The organism is Brachybacterium sp. Z12 (genome assembly GCF_014400405.1).
In the GTDB taxonomy this organism is placed as follows: Bacteria; Actinomycetota; Actinomycetes; order Actinomycetales; family Dermabacteraceae; genus Brachybacterium.
The window spans coordinates 1,317,312-1,332,046 of the sequence record NZ_CP060496.1 but is presented as its reverse complement, the minus strand read 5'-3'; the positions used below and the strand labels follow the sequence as shown (position 1 = coordinate 1,332,046).

14 protein-coding genes and 4 pseudogenes are annotated in these 14,735 nt (G+C 70.4%); 14 read left to right on the top strand and 4 right to left on the bottom strand.

Features of this window, described 5'->3' with window-relative positions:
- Positions 1-11: 11 nt before the first annotated feature.
- The 3 genes from H3H54_RS07085 to H3H54_RS07075 form a co-directional block, all read right to left on the bottom strand.
- Entirely contained in the window at positions 12-1,064 is a 1,053-nt protein-coding gene (locus tag H3H54_RS07085; RefSeq protein ID WP_262426058.1) for an Fpg/Nei family DNA glycosylase, read from the bottom strand.
- On the bottom strand, positions 1,064-1,546 hold the full coding sequence (locus H3H54_RS07080) for a ribose-5-phosphate isomerase (protein ID WP_262426057.1): 483 nt from the start codon (positions 1,544-1,546) through the stop codon (positions 1,064-1,066). Before H3H54_RS07080 ends, H3H54_RS07085 begins: the two co-directional genes overlap by 1 nt.
- Positions 1,547-1,619: 73 nt before the next feature.
- Entirely contained in the window at positions 1,620-2,240 is a 621-nt protein-coding gene (locus tag H3H54_RS07075) for a disulfide bond formation protein DsbA (protein WP_262426056.1), read from the bottom strand.
- A 238-nt stretch (positions 2,241-2,478) separates the two neighbouring features.
- On the opposite strand from H3H54_RS07075, the gene H3H54_RS07070 reads away from it, so the two are divergent.
- The 4 genes and pseudogenes from H3H54_RS07070 (at position 2,479) to H3H54_RS07055 (ending at position 6,001) form a co-directional block, all read left to right on the top strand.
- On the top strand, positions 2,479-4,173 hold the full coding sequence (locus tag H3H54_RS07070) for an ABC transporter ATP-binding protein (RefSeq protein ID WP_262426055.1): 1,695 nt from the start codon (positions 2,479-2,481) through the stop codon (positions 4,171-4,173).
- Positions 4,170-5,084: pseudogene (locus H3H54_RS07065) on the top strand (ABC transporter transmembrane domain-containing protein); the annotation flags it as partial. The gene H3H54_RS07070 and the pseudogene H3H54_RS07065, both read left to right, overlap by 4 nt.
- 284 nt (positions 5,085-5,368) lie before the next feature.
- A pseudogene (locus H3H54_RS07060) lies at positions 5,369-5,722 on the top strand (ATP-binding cassette domain-containing protein); the annotation flags it as partial.
- A gap of 15 nt (positions 5,723-5,737) precedes the next feature.
- Positions 5,738-6,001, top strand: a complete 264-nt coding sequence (locus tag H3H54_RS07055) for a hypothetical protein (protein WP_262426567.1) — start codon at positions 5,738-5,740, stop codon at positions 5,999-6,001.
- Between the two features lie 26 nt (positions 6,002-6,027).
- On the opposite strand, the gene H3H54_RS07050 is transcribed toward H3H54_RS07055, so the two are convergent.
- Positions 6,028-6,708: a response regulator transcription factor gene (locus H3H54_RS07050; protein ID WP_262426054.1), complete on the bottom strand. Its 681-nt coding sequence runs from the start codon at positions 6,706-6,708 to the stop codon at positions 6,028-6,030.
- A gap of 17 nt (positions 6,709-6,725) precedes the next feature.
- On the opposite strand from H3H54_RS07050, the gene H3H54_RS07045 reads away from it, so the two are divergent.
- From H3H54_RS07045 to H3H54_RS07005, 10 genes and pseudogenes are all read left to right on the top strand, one after another.
- On the top strand, positions 6,726-6,857 hold the full coding sequence (locus tag H3H54_RS07045) for a hypothetical protein (protein ID WP_262426053.1): 132 nt from the start codon (positions 6,726-6,728) through the stop codon (positions 6,855-6,857).
- A complete protein-coding gene (locus tag H3H54_RS07040) occupies positions 6,854-7,426 on the top strand; it encodes a sensor domain-containing protein (RefSeq protein ID WP_316249206.1) in 573 nt (190 codons plus the stop codon). The genes H3H54_RS07045 and H3H54_RS07040 overlap by 4 nt, the downstream gene beginning before the upstream one ends.
- A pseudogene (locus tag H3H54_RS19540) lies at positions 7,423-8,103 on the top strand (histidine kinase); the annotation flags it as partial. The gene H3H54_RS07040 and the pseudogene H3H54_RS19540, both read left to right, overlap by 4 nt.
- Positions 8,104-8,267: 164 nt before the next feature.
- A complete protein-coding gene (locus H3H54_RS19535) occupies positions 8,268-8,582 on the top strand; it encodes a sensor histidine kinase (RefSeq protein WP_395963546.1) in 315 nt (104 codons plus the stop codon).
- 63 nt (positions 8,583-8,645) lie between these two features.
- Positions 8,646-9,800 (top strand): acyl-CoA desaturase, encoded by a 1,155-nt coding sequence (locus H3H54_RS07030; RefSeq protein WP_262426051.1) that lies wholly within the window; start codon positions 8,646-8,648, stop codon positions 9,798-9,800.
- Positions 9,801-9,908: 108 nt separating this feature from the next.
- Positions 9,909-10,202, top strand: a complete 294-nt coding sequence (locus H3H54_RS07025; RefSeq protein WP_262426050.1) for a hypothetical protein — start codon at positions 9,909-9,911, stop codon at positions 10,200-10,202.
- A complete protein-coding gene (locus H3H54_RS07020) occupies positions 10,199-10,591 on the top strand; it encodes a DUF402 domain-containing protein (protein WP_262426049.1) in 393 nt (130 codons plus the stop codon). The genes H3H54_RS07025 and H3H54_RS07020 overlap by 4 nt, the downstream gene beginning before the upstream one ends.
- A gap of 50 nt (positions 10,592-10,641) precedes the next feature.
- Positions 10,642-13,193: pseudogene (gene pepN, locus H3H54_RS07015) on the top strand (aminopeptidase N).
- Positions 13,194-13,288: 95 nt separating this feature from the next.
- Complete coding sequence (locus H3H54_RS07010) at positions 13,289-14,278, top strand: mechanosensitive ion channel domain-containing protein (protein WP_262426048.1); 990 nt, start codon at positions 13,289-13,291, stop codon at positions 14,276-14,278.
- Positions 14,275-14,724 carry a globin gene (locus H3H54_RS07005; RefSeq protein WP_262426047.1) on the top strand — a complete coding sequence of 150 codons (450 nt, stop codon included), beginning with the start codon at positions 14,275-14,277 and terminating at the stop codon, positions 14,722-14,724. Before H3H54_RS07010 ends, H3H54_RS07005 begins: the two co-directional genes overlap by 4 nt.
- Positions 14,725-14,735: the final 11 nt, after the last annotated feature.

The following is a 14,735-nucleotide window of genomic DNA, read 5'->3' as shown; positions in this document are numbered from 1 at the left end:
CGTGCCACTGTTCACGCGGCCGCCTCGCCGCTGCTCCCGGGCGTGAGCGCCCACGGCGCCGCCGGATGCTCGCGGGTCCAGCCCGCGCGGCGGCGGCGCGCGGTCTGGCAGCGGGGGCACCAGAACACGGTCCGTGCGGCAAGGTCCGTCGAGCGCACCGCGGTGCCGCACAGCCGGCAGGGCAGGGTCTGGCGGTGGTAGACGTAGAACGAGCGCTCGCGAGAGACGACGTCCGGGTCCTCATCCCCGTTCTGCCGGGTGCCGCGCGAGCGCTCGACGATCCGGGCCTCGATGTCGCGATGCTCGGGCTGGGTGGTGACGATCCTGCCCGTGCGGGCGCCGTAGGTCATCAGCGCGACCAGGTCCTCCCACATCTCCTCGAGCGTCCCCGCGCTGAGCTCGTTGCCCGGCACGAAGGGATCCAGCCGCGCCCGGAACAGCAGCTCGGCACGGTAGATGTTCCCGATCCCGGCGACGATCTTCTGGTTCATCAGCAGCGCACCGATCGTGGTGCGGGAGCGGCGCACGGCATCGACGAAGCGTGCGGGGTTCGCGTCGGCCCGCAGCGGGTCCGGGCCCAGCCGGTCCAGCACCGCCTGCCGCTCCTGCGCATCCATGATCTCGCAGGCCGTGGGCCCGGTGAGGTCCGCGAGGCCCTGCGGTCCGGCGATCCGCAGCCGGACCGTCGGGCGCGGCACCAGGCGGCGCCAGTCACTGACGCCTCCGCCGTCCAGCTGCTCTTCCTGTTCACCGATCCTCAGGCGCGGCGCGCCGATCGCATGGGCGTCGGCGAAACCGGGCTCGCCCGCGAAGGTCCACGAGCCGTACAGGCCCAGATGGATGTGCACATGGCGCACCACGGGCGAGCCGCGGTCCACATCATCGGACGGCGCGAAGAGCAGGAACAGGTGCTTGCCCACCGCCTCAGCGCCCAGCAGTACCATCCCGTCCAGCTGCGCGGCCTCGGAGAAGCGCCCCTGCGGGCTCGAGGTGCGCACCCGCTGCCCGCCGAAGGCCTGCTCGAAGGCAGCGGCCAGTCTGTGGACGGTGTGGCCCTCGGGCATCAGTCGGCAGCAGGAGCAGCGGACTTCTCGTATCCGCCGGTGCGCTCGTAGAGCCCGACCAGGTCGATCCGGCGCTGGTGACGCTCCTCGCCCGAGAACGGCTCGGCGAGGAAGATGTCGATCAGCGACTCGAGCTCCTCCTCGGTGTGCTGACGCGCGCCGACGGAGATGACGTTCGCGTCGTTGTGCTCACGAGCAAGGCGTGCGGTGTCCTCGTTCCACACCAGCGCGGCGCGCACCCCGACGACCTTGTTGGCCGCGATCTGCTCACCGTTGCCGGAGCCCCCGATCACGACGCCCAGGGACTCTGGATCCGCGACCACGGCCGTGCCGACGTCGGTGCAGAACGGCGGGTAGTCGTCCAGGGCGTCGTACTCGTGGGCGCCGTGGTCGGTGACCTCGTGACCCTTGCTCTGGAGGACCGTCACCAGACGGTTCTTCAGTTCGAAACCTGCGTGGTCGGTGCCGATGTGCACGCGCATGGTGGGGACTCGCTTTCGGGGCGTTCAGGGACTATCGGGAACCGGTCGCGGACCGGTGAGGAGCAGGGGCCGGTCAGCTCAGGTCGATGCCGCCGGAGCGCGACCGCTTGATCTCGTAGAAGCCGTCGATGGTGGACAGCGTCTCGATGGCATCCAGCAGCTTGCCGGCCTCCTCGCCCCGCGGGGCGGGCGAGATGACCGGTCCGAAGTAGGCGGTGCCCTCGCCGAAGGTGATCACGGGAGTGCCGACGTCGTCCCCCACCAGGGAGATGGCGCGCGCGTGCGAGGCGCGCAGGGCGGTGTCTGTGGCGTCGCCGGGGATGTTTTCGTACGCCTCGATCAGGGAGGCGGGCAGCTCGGCATCGGCGAGCGCCTGCTCGGCGACGCGGCGGCGGTCGGACTTGTCATCACCGACGTGGAAGCGTTCGCCCCAGGCTGTGTACCAGCGGGAGAAGGCTTCGTTCCCCTCGGCCTCATCGATCGCGATCGCGAGGCGGGCGGCGCCCCAGGCGTCATCGATGCTGCGCCGGTAGCCGGGGTCGAGGTCACGGCCCTCGTTGAGGACGGCCAGCGACATCACCGAGAAGCGCGGGGTGAACGCGCGCACCTCGGAGGCATGCATGAGCCAGCGGCTGGTCATCCAGGCGAAGGGGCAGGCGGGGTCGACGAACAGCTCGGCGGTGCGCTCACTCATGGGGTCTCCTCGACTCGGGGGTGATGCCGCCATTCTGTCACTGGCGGGCAGACGGTGCGGAGCCGTCTGGGAGGTGACCGGGACGACACCTCCCAGGTCACAAAAACATTGCGCTGTGCTGGGTCGACGGGTTGGATCAGTCAGGTGCCCCTCACCTCCTCCACCGCTGCTGCGGCTTCCCCTCTCCCCGGTCGCCGTGCCGGGCGTGATGCGCTCGATGGTCCGCGGCCATCGGCGGATGCTGGCGGTCGTGCTGCCGCTGGCGACCCTCTCCGAGGGGGTCGAGCTGCTGATGCCGATCGTGTTGGGGCTGATCATCGATCACGGCGTCCTGGCCGGGGACCTGCGGCTGACGGTGCTCGGTGCACTGGGGCTGATCGTGCTGCGCCTGATCGGGGTGGCGCTGTGGGCGTACACCTTCATCCAGTCGCAGAAGGCCTGCATGTTCGAGCGCCACCGTCTGAGGGTGGGGCTGACCGGTGCGGTGCTGGACCCCCGCTCCCGCCAGGTCCGCCGTCCCGCCGGAGAGGTGCTCTCGATCGCCACGTCGGACGCGGACAAAGCCTCCGACGTGCTGGACATGCTGCCCTGGGTGGTGCCCTCGCTGCTGACGGTCCTGGCCGCTTCCGCCTACCTCGCGGTGGCGGATCTCTGGCTGGGCCTGACGATGCTGCTGGGGATCGTGGTGATGGTGGTGGTGATCCGCGTGATCACCCCGACCCTGTCCGCCCGCTACGACGATCAGCAGTCCCAGGCCGCCGAGGCCGCCGCGACCGCGACCGATCTGGTGCACGGCCTGCGAGTGCTCCAGGGGCTGGGGGTGCAGTCGCGGGCTCGGGCCAGCTATCGCCGACGCTCCCAGACCGCGCTGCGTGCGGCGCTGGTCAATGCGCGCTATTCGGGGATCTCCTCGGGGCTGACCACTCTGGTCACCGGGACCATGCTCGCCGCCGTGGTGGTGCTCGCTGCGCTGCGCACCCTCGACGGCGCCCTCTCCCTCGGTGTGCTGATCGCCGTGGTGGGCGTGGCGAGGTACGTGATGGGCATGCTGCAGGGCCTCTCCGGCGCCCCGGTGTGGTGGGCGAGCATGTCCACCTCCGCGCGCCGCGTGCGCGACCTGTACTCGGACCTGGGCCGCACAGTCGATGACCCGGAGCTCGGCCTGGGCATCCTCACCACCCTCCGTGACGATCGGGGCGAAGGCAGGGGTGCCGCCGAAGGGCGGCGCGAAGGCGCGGGCGGCCTGCACCTGCCGAAGCTCTCCGTCGCCGACGGCGAGATCGTGGCACTGGCCTGCGCCGACGCCGAGGATGCCGACGTGGTGATCGATGCTGTCAGCGGGCAGATCGACGCCGGTGCCCGCGTGGGAGAGCAACCCATCACCCCCGCCGCACGGCTGACGCTGCGCTCCGATCTGCTGGTCGAACCGCATGTGGTGGACCTCTTCGACGGCACCCTGCGCGAGCAGCTCGCCACCCGCGCCCCGGTGGGCTCCGGGCACGACAGCGGCGACTGTGCCGACAGCGACGATGACTCGTGGGCCGATCACGCCCTGCACGCCGCCGGCGCCGAGGATCTGCTGCGGATCCTCCCGGACGGATACGACACCCGCATCCTGGATCGCGGAGCGAACCTCTCGGGAGGGCAGCGTCAGCGCATCGCCCTGGCCCGGGCGGTGGCCGCCGATGCACCGGTGCTCGTGCTGCACGATCCCACGACCGCGGTAGATGCCGTCACCGAGCAGAACATCGCCGAGGCCCTGGTCGCGGCTCGGCGCCGCACCGACCGCGCCACGCTCCTGGTCACCCGAGCGCCGGCGCTGCTGCAGGCGGCCGACCGGGTGGTGTTCATGCGGGGAGGCGAGGTCCTCTCCGAGGGCGTGCACACGGACCTGATGGGGGACGAGGAGTATTGGGAGGTGGTGCGGCGATGAGGGAGCTGGACTGGAAGCGTTCGCTGGAGGACGTGCTGGGCGATGACACGACCGCACGTCGGCAGCTGGCCGAGCACGCTCAGCTGCTGCCGATCGCTGATGCCCGCACCGCCCTGCGATTCATGGGGGCCCGGCTGCGGGAGCATTGGGCCTCCACCCTGGTGACGATGCTGATCACGATCGGTGGCGCCGTCGCGGCGGCGATCCTGCCGCGGCTGATCGGCTCGGCCGTGGACGTGGTCGCCGAGGGCGGCTCGAGCGAGCAGGTGTGGGCTCTCGGCGGGCAGATCCTCGCCGTCGGGATCATCCAGGCCGTGCTCATGGCGCTGGGCTGGTCGATGATCTCGGCGCTCGGCCAGCGGATCCTCGCCGGGATGCGCGAGGACGTCATCGACCGGGCGCTGGACCTGCCGGCGCAGACCATGGAGCGCACCGGCATCGGCGATGCCCTCTCCCGGGTCGCCGACGATGTCGACGTCGCCGCACGTGCGGTCAACAACCTGGTGCCGAACCTGATCCAGCTGGGGTTCCTGGTCGTGATCACCCTGGTGGGGATGGCGACCCTCTCGCCCTGGCTGCTGCTGATGGTCCTGATCATCGTGCCGATGTACGTGTTCGCGGCAGTCTGGTACCTGCGCCGCACCGCCCCGATCTACCGGCGCGAGCGGATCGCGATGGGTGCCCGTGCGCAGGGGCTGCTCTCAGCGATCCACGGGATCCCCACCGTGCACGCCTACGGCATCGAACGCCGCGAGACCCGCCACGTGGCAGTGCTCTCGGAGACCGCCTCGCTGCTGAACATGCGGGTGATGTACCTGGTGGGGCGTCTGGTGATCGGGCTGAACGTGCCCGAGAACCTGGCGCTGGCGATGGTGCTCCTGCTGGGCTTCGTGATGGTGCAGGTCGGTGGCGCACCGGTGGGGCTGGTCGCCGCGGCGGCCGTCTACCTCGTCACCCTGTTCTGGCCGATGATGTCGGTCATCTTCAACCTCGACGAGGTGCAGTCGGCGCTGGCGAGCCTGGCGAGGATGGTCGGGGTGATCACCTCGATCGATCCGGCCGCCTCCCCGGCACCGAGCGTCCCGCCGACGCCTCGATCCGGCTTGAGCACGTCTCCCACGCCTATACGACCGATGAGGACGGAGCCGAGCGCGTCATCCTGCAGCCGCTGGACCTCGACATCGCCCCCGGCGAGGTGGTCTCGCTTGTCGGCGCCTCCGGGGCCGGCAAGTCCACTCTGGCCGCGATCCTCGCCGGAACCCTCGAGCCCCGCCACGGCCGGGTGCTGCACGGCGGAGCGGACCTCACCCACGCCGATCTCGAGGCGGTGCGCTCCCATGCCTCGATCGTCAGCCAGGACGTGCACGTCTTCCGCGGGACGCTGCGGGAGGACCTGCAGCTGGCCGCGGCACGTGCCAGCGATCAGGAGCTGCGGTCCGCGCTGCGCCGGGTCGATGCGCTCGCCTGGGTGGACCGCCTCCCCCAAGGCTTGGACACCGAGGTGGGAGAGAAGGGGGCACGTCTCACCGCCGAGCAGTCCCAGCAGCTGGCGCTGGCGAGGATCGTGCTGCAGGACCCCGCGGTGCTGATCCTCGATGAGGCCACCGCGGATGAGGGCTCCTCGGGCGCCCGCGTGCTTGAGCGCGCCGCGCTCGAGGTGGCCCGGGGCCGCACCACGATCATCGTGGCGCACCGGCTCTCAGGCGCGAAGGTCGCCGATCGCATCCTGGTGATGGCCGATGGCGCCGTGGTGGAGGAAGGCACCCATGAGGAGCTGGTCGCCCTCGGCGGCGATTACGCCCGGCTGTGGGAGGCCTGGTCGGGCTGAGGCTCGTGCACCGTCCCGGCGAGAGCTCACTCGCCGGGGCGCACGAGCCCGGATTCGTAGGCGGCGACCACCAGCTGGGTGCGGTCCCGCAGCATCAGCTTGCCGAGCATCCGTGAGACGTGGGTCTTCACCGTCTGCTCCGCCATCACCAGCTCGGCCGCGATCTCGCGGTTCGCGAGGCCCCGGGCGACCAGCCTCAGCACGTCCAGCTCCCGCTCGGTGAGCGCGGACAGGCTCGCATCCGCGCCGCCGGGCCGTTGCGGGCGGGCTACGAAGTCCGCGATCAGCGCGCGGGTCACCCGCGGTGCGAGCAGCGACTCCCCCGCGGCGACCACCCGCACAGCCTGGACCAGCTCCTGGGGTGTGGAATCCTTGAGCAGGAACCCGCTCGCCCCGGCCCGCAGGGCCGCGAAGACATACTCATCCGCATCGAAGGTGGTCAGCATGATGATCCGCGGCGGTGTCCCCGGCATCGCGAGCACCTCACGGGTCGCCTCGAGCCCACCGACGTTCGGCATCCGGATGTCCATCAGCACCACGTCGGGGCGCGTTCGACCCACCACCTCGGTGATCCCGTCGCCGTCCTCCGCGGTGCCCACCACCTCGATCCCGGGCTGGGAGTTCAGCAGCGCCTCGAACCCGCCACGGATCATCGACTGGTCATCGACGACCAGCACCCGGATGAGGCCCTGCGCAGCGGTTTCCATGAGCACACCGTATCCCCGTGCGAGAGCAGGTCGTCACCATGTTCCTGGTCCCTGACCGGCGCAGCCTGCGCGGGCTGGGCCCCGACCTGGCGCTGATCTTCACCGGCCTGGGGCTGACGCTCCTCGCCGTCCTGGTGCTGCTCCCCTGACAGCGGTCTCCGCCGCACTCGCGGTCCTGTGGATCGGTATCCTGCTGCTGCCGCTCACGTTGACGCTCGCCTCCGGCGCGGCCCGCCGGGACCGTGCCCGGCTCGAGCGCTGGGGGCTCGAGGTTTCGGCGCCGCAGTACCGGCCGACGGGGGCCGGGCCCACCGGCCTGCTGCGCCGCGTCACGGATCTGCGGCGCTGGTTGGACCTCGGCTTCGAGGGGCTGATCGCCCTTCCGCTGCGACTGTTCACCGCCGGGCTCACCGCGCTGTGGGGCACCGGAGCCCTCGCGGGCCTGTCCTACTGGGCCTGGAGCCGTCTGCTCCCGGCCGACCTCCGGGAGCTGCCCGGGCAGTGGGCGCTCGCCGCGGTGACCGGGCTGGTGCTGGCACTGACCTTGCCCGGGATCGTGCACCTGCTGGCGCGGCTCGATGCGATCGTCACCGCCTCTCTGCTGGGCGGGGCGGCACCGGGCGCTCGCCTGCCCGGGGGCCCGAGGCGGGGACCGCCCGGGCCTCGGCAGCGGCGTCCTCCCCGTCTCGCCTGCGGGAGACCGCGTGGAGCAGGATGACGATCGCCTATCTCGCCTTCGTCCTGGTGGTCGTCGGCTGGCCGGTCACCACGATCGTCTACGAGGTGCACCCGGCGGCCGCGATGTCGGTGTCCGTGGCAGCGGGTGCCGCGGCCCTGATGGGGGCTCGCTGGCCGTGGGCGGGTCTGGCGCTGTCCGCGGTCTCGGCGCTCGCGATGCTGCTGGTGACCGCACCCGGCCACGGGACCGCACCCTGGCCGTGGCCGGTGACCGCCCTGCTGGCTCATTGCCTCACGCTCGCCGTCCTCGCGATCTTCCATCGCTGGTTCTGGGCGCTGTCGGCATGGTCCGCCGGGGCGATCCTGACCCTGCTGGTGCTGCTGGTGACCGATCCGGCGGTGCTGCCCGGCGGCACCCTGCGCACCGTGACGACCAACGGGGTGGTGCTGGTGGCCATCAGCGGCGGAGTGGTGCTGCTGGGGCTCACCGCCCGGCAGCTGATCCTGGCCAGAGGGCAGGCCGAGCAGGCACAGAACCTGAGCGCGGACGAGATGCGCCGGCGCCGCGAGCTCGAGGACCGCGGCAGGATCGCCCGGGAGCTGCACGACGTGGTCGCGCACTCCATGTCCGTGATCACGGTCCAGGCGGGCACCGCGAAGTTCCGTCTGCAGCACCTCGATGAGGCGACCATGAGCGAGTTCGAGGACATCGCCGCGTCCTCCCGCCAGGCGCTGGGCGAGATGCGTTCGCTGCTGACGATCCTGCGCACCGACGATTCGCTCGAGGAGGTCCCCATGCCGGGCCTCCCCAGATCGAGGAGCTGGTTGCGGCGAGCCGCAGCGCGGGCGCCACGATCACCGCCGAGCTCGAGCACGTCGAGGTGCTTCCCACCGTCGGCCTCACCGCCTATCGGGCGGTGCAGGAGGCCCTCAGCAACGCTCTGCGGCACGCCCGCGGCGCGTCGATCGGCGTCCGCATCACTCGGGACGGCGATGTCCTGGACATCAGCGTCCGCAACGACGCCCCGCCGCCCTCTCCGTCCCCGCAGGACCCCCTGCCGGGCTCGGGGCTCGGACTGGCCGGAACGCGGGAGCGGGTCGGAGCGCTCGGCGGCACCGTCGAGAGCGGTCTGACGCCGGAAGGCGGCTACGCGCTCCACGCGAAGATCCCTCTGGCGAGCCCCCTACCCCGGTAGGGGGTCGAAATTCGCTCCGGCGGGGGACGCGCCGGCATACCGCGAGCGCATAACGTCGACGGCATGACCACCACTACGAGCGCTGAAGCGGCAACGGCCCCGACTCCTGCGGCATCCTCCGGTCCGGCCCCGTATCGCGCCGCGGACCACACCCGTGACTACTTCGAGCTCTCCGAGCGCGTGAAGGCTGCGGGCCTGATGGGCCGCAACGTGCGCTCCTACATGGTGCGCACCGCCGTGCTCGCCGTGGCATTCGCCGGCGCGTTCGCGCTGCTGCTGACGCTCGGCAGCACCTGGTGGCAGCTCGCCGTGGCCGCCCTGTTCGGCATCCTGTTCACCCAGGCCGCCTTCCTCGGCCACGATGCCGCGCACCAGCAGGTGTTCGCCAACGGCCGCCGCAACGAGTGGTTCTCCCGGGTCGTCGGGAACCTCGTGGTGGGGCTCAGCATCGCCTGGTGGAACCGCAAGCACAACAAGCACCACGCCCACCCCAACACCATCGGCCGCGACGGCGACATCGCTCCCGGCTGGCTGGTGTTCGTGCCCGGCGATGCGCAGGAGCGCACCGGGTTCATGGGCTGGCTCCTCCGCCGTCAGGGCTACGCCTTCGTCCCGCTGCTGAGCCTGTTCGCCTTCGTGCTCCACTACGAGGCCATCGCCTCGCTGCTGCGTCAGAAGAAGGTCAAGCACCGCGCGTTCGAGCTGACCCTGGTCCTCATCCGGATCATCGGCTTCCCCGTGATCGTCCTGGTGGTCCTCGGGCCGGTCCTCGGCGCCGCGTTCCTCGCCGTGCAGCTGGCCGTCTTCGGCATCACCATGGGCGGCTCCTTCGCCCCGAACCACAAGGGCATGGCCCTGATCCCGCAGGGCATGGAAGTCGACTTCCTGCGCCGCCAGGTGCTCACCAGCCGCAACATCACCGGCGGCCGGCTGATGAACATCGCGATGGGCGGGCTGGACCTGCAGATCGAACACCACCTCTTCCCCCGGATGCCCTCGGCGAACCTGCGCAAGGTGCGGCCGATCGTCAGGGAGTTCTGTGCCGAGCGCGGCATCATCTACACCGAGACGAACCTGATCTCCTCCTACCGGGTCATCATCAGCTACCTCAACAAGGTGGGCCTGGGCTACGCGGATCCGTTCGACTGCCCCCTCGCCTCGCAGCTGCGCGGCGCGCCCCTGCCTTCCTCGCAGCTGCAGGGCACCCCCGCCTCCTGACGGCGCGCCGCGCCTCCCCGGGGAGGGAGGCGGTATGGTCGCCCCATACGCCTACCCCTTCACGGGCAGCGCAGCCCCGGCTCGGTGGCCGGTCGGTACGGGGCGTCCGTGGAGGCCGATCCGGCCGGGATCCCCACCATGTCTTCCACCCCGCGCTGGTCGCCCGGCGACCAGGTGACCTGGACCTACTACACCCCACAGCACCCCACCCGCACCGTCCGCCCCGGCACAGTCGTGCTGGACGATGACCGCGGCGTTGTGGTCTGGATCGCGCCCGGCACCGAGGTGCTGCTGCCCGTGCTGGAATCCGGTGCGGCTCTGCGACGTGCCGGCGACGAGGGCATGTTCACCGCCCCCGCATCCAGTCCAAGCAGCTGTGGACCGGCAACGGCATCCTCATGATCGGGTTGCCGGACAAGCCGTATTCGATCTGGCTGTTCTACAAGGACGACGGCTCCCTGGGCTGCTACTACGTGAACCTCGAGACCCCCTACGAGCGCACCGAGGAAGGTGTGTGCACGCGGGACCTGGTGCTCGACCTGGTGGTGCTGCCGCGCCGCGACTGGCACTACAAGGACGAGGACGAGCTCGAGGGAGCAGAGCGCACCGGCTACTTCACGGCCGAGCAGATCGAGGGCATCCGCGCGGCCGGCCGCGAGGCGGAGCAGCACATCGCTGACTGGACCTATCCGTTCTCCGCCGGATACGAGTACTTCTTCCCGGACCCGAAGTGGCCGCTGCCCCAGCTCCCCAAGCACTACACCTGGGATCTGGATCTGACGCAGCGCTGAGCTGAGGGTTTCGGTCCGTCATCCGCGAGGTCGATGGCAGGATGGAGCCCATGTCATCCGAGAACCTCACTCGCGACGAGGCCCGCAGCCGTGCCTCGTTCCTCAGCACCGACTCCTACGAGATCCGCCTGGATCTGACCACCGATGAGCGCACCTTCCTCACGGAGACCACCCTCCGCTTCTCCTCCACCTCCGCCCAGTCCACGTTCATCGACCTCATCGCGCAGGACGTGCAGGAGATCGAGCTCAACGGCGAGCTGCTGTCCGATCCCTCCTCCCGTTTCGACGGCGCGCGGGTGAGCCTGCCCTCCCTGGTCGAGGGCGAGAACACGCTGCGGGTCCTGGCCACCGGCCGGTACATGAACACCGGGGAGGGCCTCCACCGCTTCGTGGACCCGGTCGACGACGAGGTCTACCTGTACACGCAGTTCGAGGTGTCCGACGCCCGGCGCATGTTCGCCTGCTTCGAGCAGCCCGACCTGAAGGCGACCTACGCGCTGACCGTCACCGCCCCGGCGCACTGGCGCGTCATCTCCAACGCTCCCACCCCGGAGCCGAGCCCCGCCGGGGAGGACGTCGCCACCTGGGCCTTCCCGCCCACCGAACGCATCTCCACCTACCTGGTCGCGCTGATCGCCGGGAACTACCAGGGCGGGACCGGTGAGGTCACCACCCGCGATGGCCGCACCATCCCGATGGGCGTGTTCGCGCGTGCCTCGCTCGCCGAGCACGTCGATGCCCAGAACGTCATCGACGTGACCAGGGCCGGCATCGACTTCTACGAGGAGGCCTTCGACCAGGACTTCCCGTTCCGCAAGTACGACCAGGTGTTCGTGTGCCGGAGTACAACATGGGCGCGATGGAGAACCCCGGCGCCATCACCTACGTCGAAGCGTATGTCTTCCGGTCGGACGTCTCCGATGCGGTGCGCGAGCGCCGTGACCTCACGATCCTCCACGAGCTGGCGCACATGTGGTTCGGTGACCTGGTCACCATGCGCTGGTGGGACGACCTGTGGCTGAACGAGTCATTCGCCGAGTACGCCTCGACCCTGGCCAGCGCCGAGGCCACCCGCTGGACGGATTCCTGGACCACCTTCGCGCTCTCGGAGAAGGGCTGGGCCTACCAGCAGGACCAGCTGCCCTCGACCCATCCGGTGGTCGCCGACATGGTCGACTTCGAGGCGGTCGAGACGAACTTCGACGGCATCACCTACGCCAAGGGCGCCTCGGTACTGCGCCAGCTGGTCGCCTACGTGGGCCGCGAGGAGTTCTTCGCCGGGGTCCGCGCCTACTTCGCCAAGCACGCCTGGGGCAACACCGAGCTGAAAGACCTGCTGGTCGAGCTCGAGACCACCAGCGGCCGCGACCTGAGCAGCTGGGCGGACCTCTGGCTGCAGCGCGCCGGGGTGAACACCCTCAGCCCCGTGCTCGAGCGCGATCAGGACGGCACCGTGACCCGCTTCGCGATCTCCCAGACCGCGCCGGAGGAGCACCACACGCTCCGCCCCCACCGTCTCCAGGTGGGCGGGTTCATGTTGCAGGACGGTGCGCTGGTGCGCACCGAGTCGATCGAGCTGGACGTGGACGGGGAGCTCACCGAGGTGCCCGAGCTGGTCGGCAAGCGCGCGGACCTATGGCTGCTGAACGATGGCGACCTCACCTATTCGAAGGTGCGCCTGGACGAGCAGTCCCTCGCCGTCGCGATGGAGCACCTGCGAACCCTCGACGACTCCCTGGCCCGCACCCTGCTGTGGTCCGCCGCCTGGGACATGGTCCGCGACGGCGAGCTGCCCAGCCGCCGCTACCAGCAGCTGGTGCTCGCGAACATCACCGGCGAGAGCTCCTCCTCGGTGGTGCGCACCCTCCTGCAGCAGCTCGAGACGGTCGCGGGGCCCTATGCCGCGGTGGATCAGCGGGAGCAGCGCACCGAGGCCGCGGCCACCGCCGTGTGGGAGCTCGCCGAGGAGGCCGAGGCGGGTTCCGACGCCCAGCTGCAGTTCATCGAGACCTTCGCGCGGCTGGCCCGCACCGAGGAGCACCGGCACACGCTCGAGGGCCTGCTCGGCGGCTCCGTCACGCTGCCCGGGCGCGAGATCGACACCGATCTGCGCTGGAAGCTGGTGATCTCCCTGGCGGTGCTGGGCGGGATCGACGCGGCCGGCATCGATGAGCAGCTCGCCGCGGATGACACCCAGTCCGGTCGCAAGCATGCTCTGACCGCGAAGGCGGCGCTGCCCACGGAGGTCTCCAAGGCGAAGGCCTGGCGGCGCACGGTCGAGAAGGACACCCTGGCCAACGAGTCGATCACCGCGGTGATCCAGGGCTTCCGCCGGGTGGTCGACGAGTCGCTCCTGGCCCCCTATCGTCAGCGCTACTTCGCGATGATCTCGCAGGTGTGGCAGGAGCGCTCGAACGAGATCGCCACTCGTCTCGTGGGCGGCTACTTCCCGCACTCCTACGGCGGGCAGGCGGTGCTCGACGCGGCCGACCAGTGGCTCGCGGACGCCGAGGACGCCCCCTTCGGGCTGCGGCGCATCATCATCGAGGGCCGCGACACCGTGGCCCGCCAGGAGCGCGTCCGCGAGTCCGACCTCGGCTGAGATCAGCGCTCGGGGCGGGGCGAGGTGGTCACGGTGAGACACCTCGCCCCGGACGTCCCCAGACTTCCGCTGCGCTGGGCGTTATCGTCGAAAGCATGTTGGACGATCCCCTGGACCCCGGACTGCTGTCCGCCCCCACCACCGATGACGCGCTGAGCCTGATGGACCAGCTGCTGCGCTGGCTCGCCACGAGCGGCGTGAAGATCGTCGTGATCGTTCTGGCCGCGATGGTGATGAGCCTCCTCGCCGGCTGGTTGCTGCGACGCTTCTTCCGCACCATGGTGCAGTCGGGCTCGAAGCTCTCCACCGTCGCAGGCACCGTGATCAAGCGGGACCCGAAGTCGCAGAAGGCGGCACAGATTCGCCGCGAGCAGCGGGCGAGCACGCTGTCGAACGTGGCCCGCAACATCGCGCACGTGATGATCTGGGCAGTGGCCTCGGTGATGATCCTCTCCGAGATCGGGGTGAACATCGCCCCGGTGATCGCGAGCCTCGGCGTCGTGGGCCTGGCCGCCGGCATCGGCGCGCAGACCATCATCAAGGATGTGGTCGCCGGCGTGGTGATGCTCTTCGAGGACATCGTCGCCGTCGGCGACTGGGTGGACCTGGAGCACGCCGAGGGCACGGTCGAGTCGATCAACCTGCGCGCCACCCAGGTGCGCGGCATCGACGGCGTGCTGTGGACCGTCCGCAACGGCGAGATCGTCCGGGTGGGCAACTACGCACGCGGCTTCTCGAACGCCGTGGTGGTGCTCGACATCGATGCGAGCGCCGACGACGAGCAGGTGACGACCGTGCTCGAGTCCGTCACCGCGCAGCTGTCCGAGGACCCGCGCTGGCAGGACGAGATCCTCGCCCCCGCCAGCATCACCGGGATGCTGGATGTGGACGCCAACCGCTACCAGCGCCGCGTCGTGTTCCAGACTCCCCCGGCCAGCAGTGGGGTGTCGAGCGCGAGCTGCGCTCCAGGATCCGTTCCGGCTTCGCCGCGGCGGACATCGCCTTCGCGATGCCCCGCTTCGTCGAGACCATGCAGAAGTGACAGCCCGCAGTTGACCCCCAGCATCGGAGTAACCCTGCCATGACCAATCCCTCGCCCCAGGCCGAGCAGATCAGCTTCTACGAGGCCGTCGGCGGCCATCCCACCTTCGAGGCCCTCGTGGACCGCTTCTACCAGGGCGTGGCCGAGGATCCGCTGCTGCACCCGATGTACCCGGAGGAGGACCTCACCGGCGCGAAGTGGCGCCTGTGCACCTTCCTCGAGCAGTACTGGGGCGGTCCGAAGACGTACGGCGAGCAGCGCGGCCATCCCCGCCTGCGCATGCGCCACGCCCCGTTCCCCGTCTCCCCTGCGGCCCGGGATGCGTGGCTGCACCACATGCGCGTCGCGCTGGATGCCCTCGAGCTGGCACCGCTGTACGAGCAGACGCTCTGGGACTACCTCGAGCGCGCCGCGCATTCGATGATCAACACCGTCGACGGCGGCGAAGCGCCGGCCGCCGGGCAGGTGATCCCCGACCACCTCACCTGAGCGCGGCCCGG

Coding starts and splice junctions, on each gene's coding strand:
- H3H54_RS07085 (WP_262426058.1), bottom strand. CDS start 1,064: ATGCCCGAGGGCCACACCGTCCACAGACTGGCCGCTGCCTTCGAGCAG.
- H3H54_RS07080 (WP_262426057.1), bottom strand. CDS start 1,546: ATGCGCGTGCACATCGGCACCGACCACGCAGGTTTCGAACTGAAGAAC.
- H3H54_RS07075 (WP_262426056.1), bottom strand. CDS start 2,240: ATGAGTGAGCGCACCGCCGAGCTGTTCGTCGACCCCGCCTGCCCCTTC.
- H3H54_RS07070 (WP_262426055.1), top strand. CDS start 2,479: ATGCTGGCGGTCGTGCTGCCGCTGGCGACCCTCTCCGAGGGGGTCGAG.
- H3H54_RS07050 (WP_262426054.1), bottom strand. CDS start 6,708: ATGGAAACCGCTGCGCAGGGCCTCATCCGGGTGCTGGTCGTCGATGAC.
- H3H54_RS07030 (WP_262426051.1), top strand. CDS start 8,646: ATGACCACCACTACGAGCGCTGAAGCGGCAACGGCCCCGACTCCTGCG.
- H3H54_RS07020 (WP_262426049.1), top strand. CDS start 10,199: ATGATCGGGTTGCCGGACAAGCCGTATTCGATCTGGCTGTTCTACAAG.
- H3H54_RS07010 (WP_262426048.1), top strand. CDS start 13,289: ATGTTGGACGATCCCCTGGACCCCGGACTGCTGTCCGCCCCCACCACC.
- H3H54_RS07005 (WP_262426047.1), top strand. CDS start 14,275: ATGACCAATCCCTCGCCCCAGGCCGAGCAGATCAGCTTCTACGAGGCC.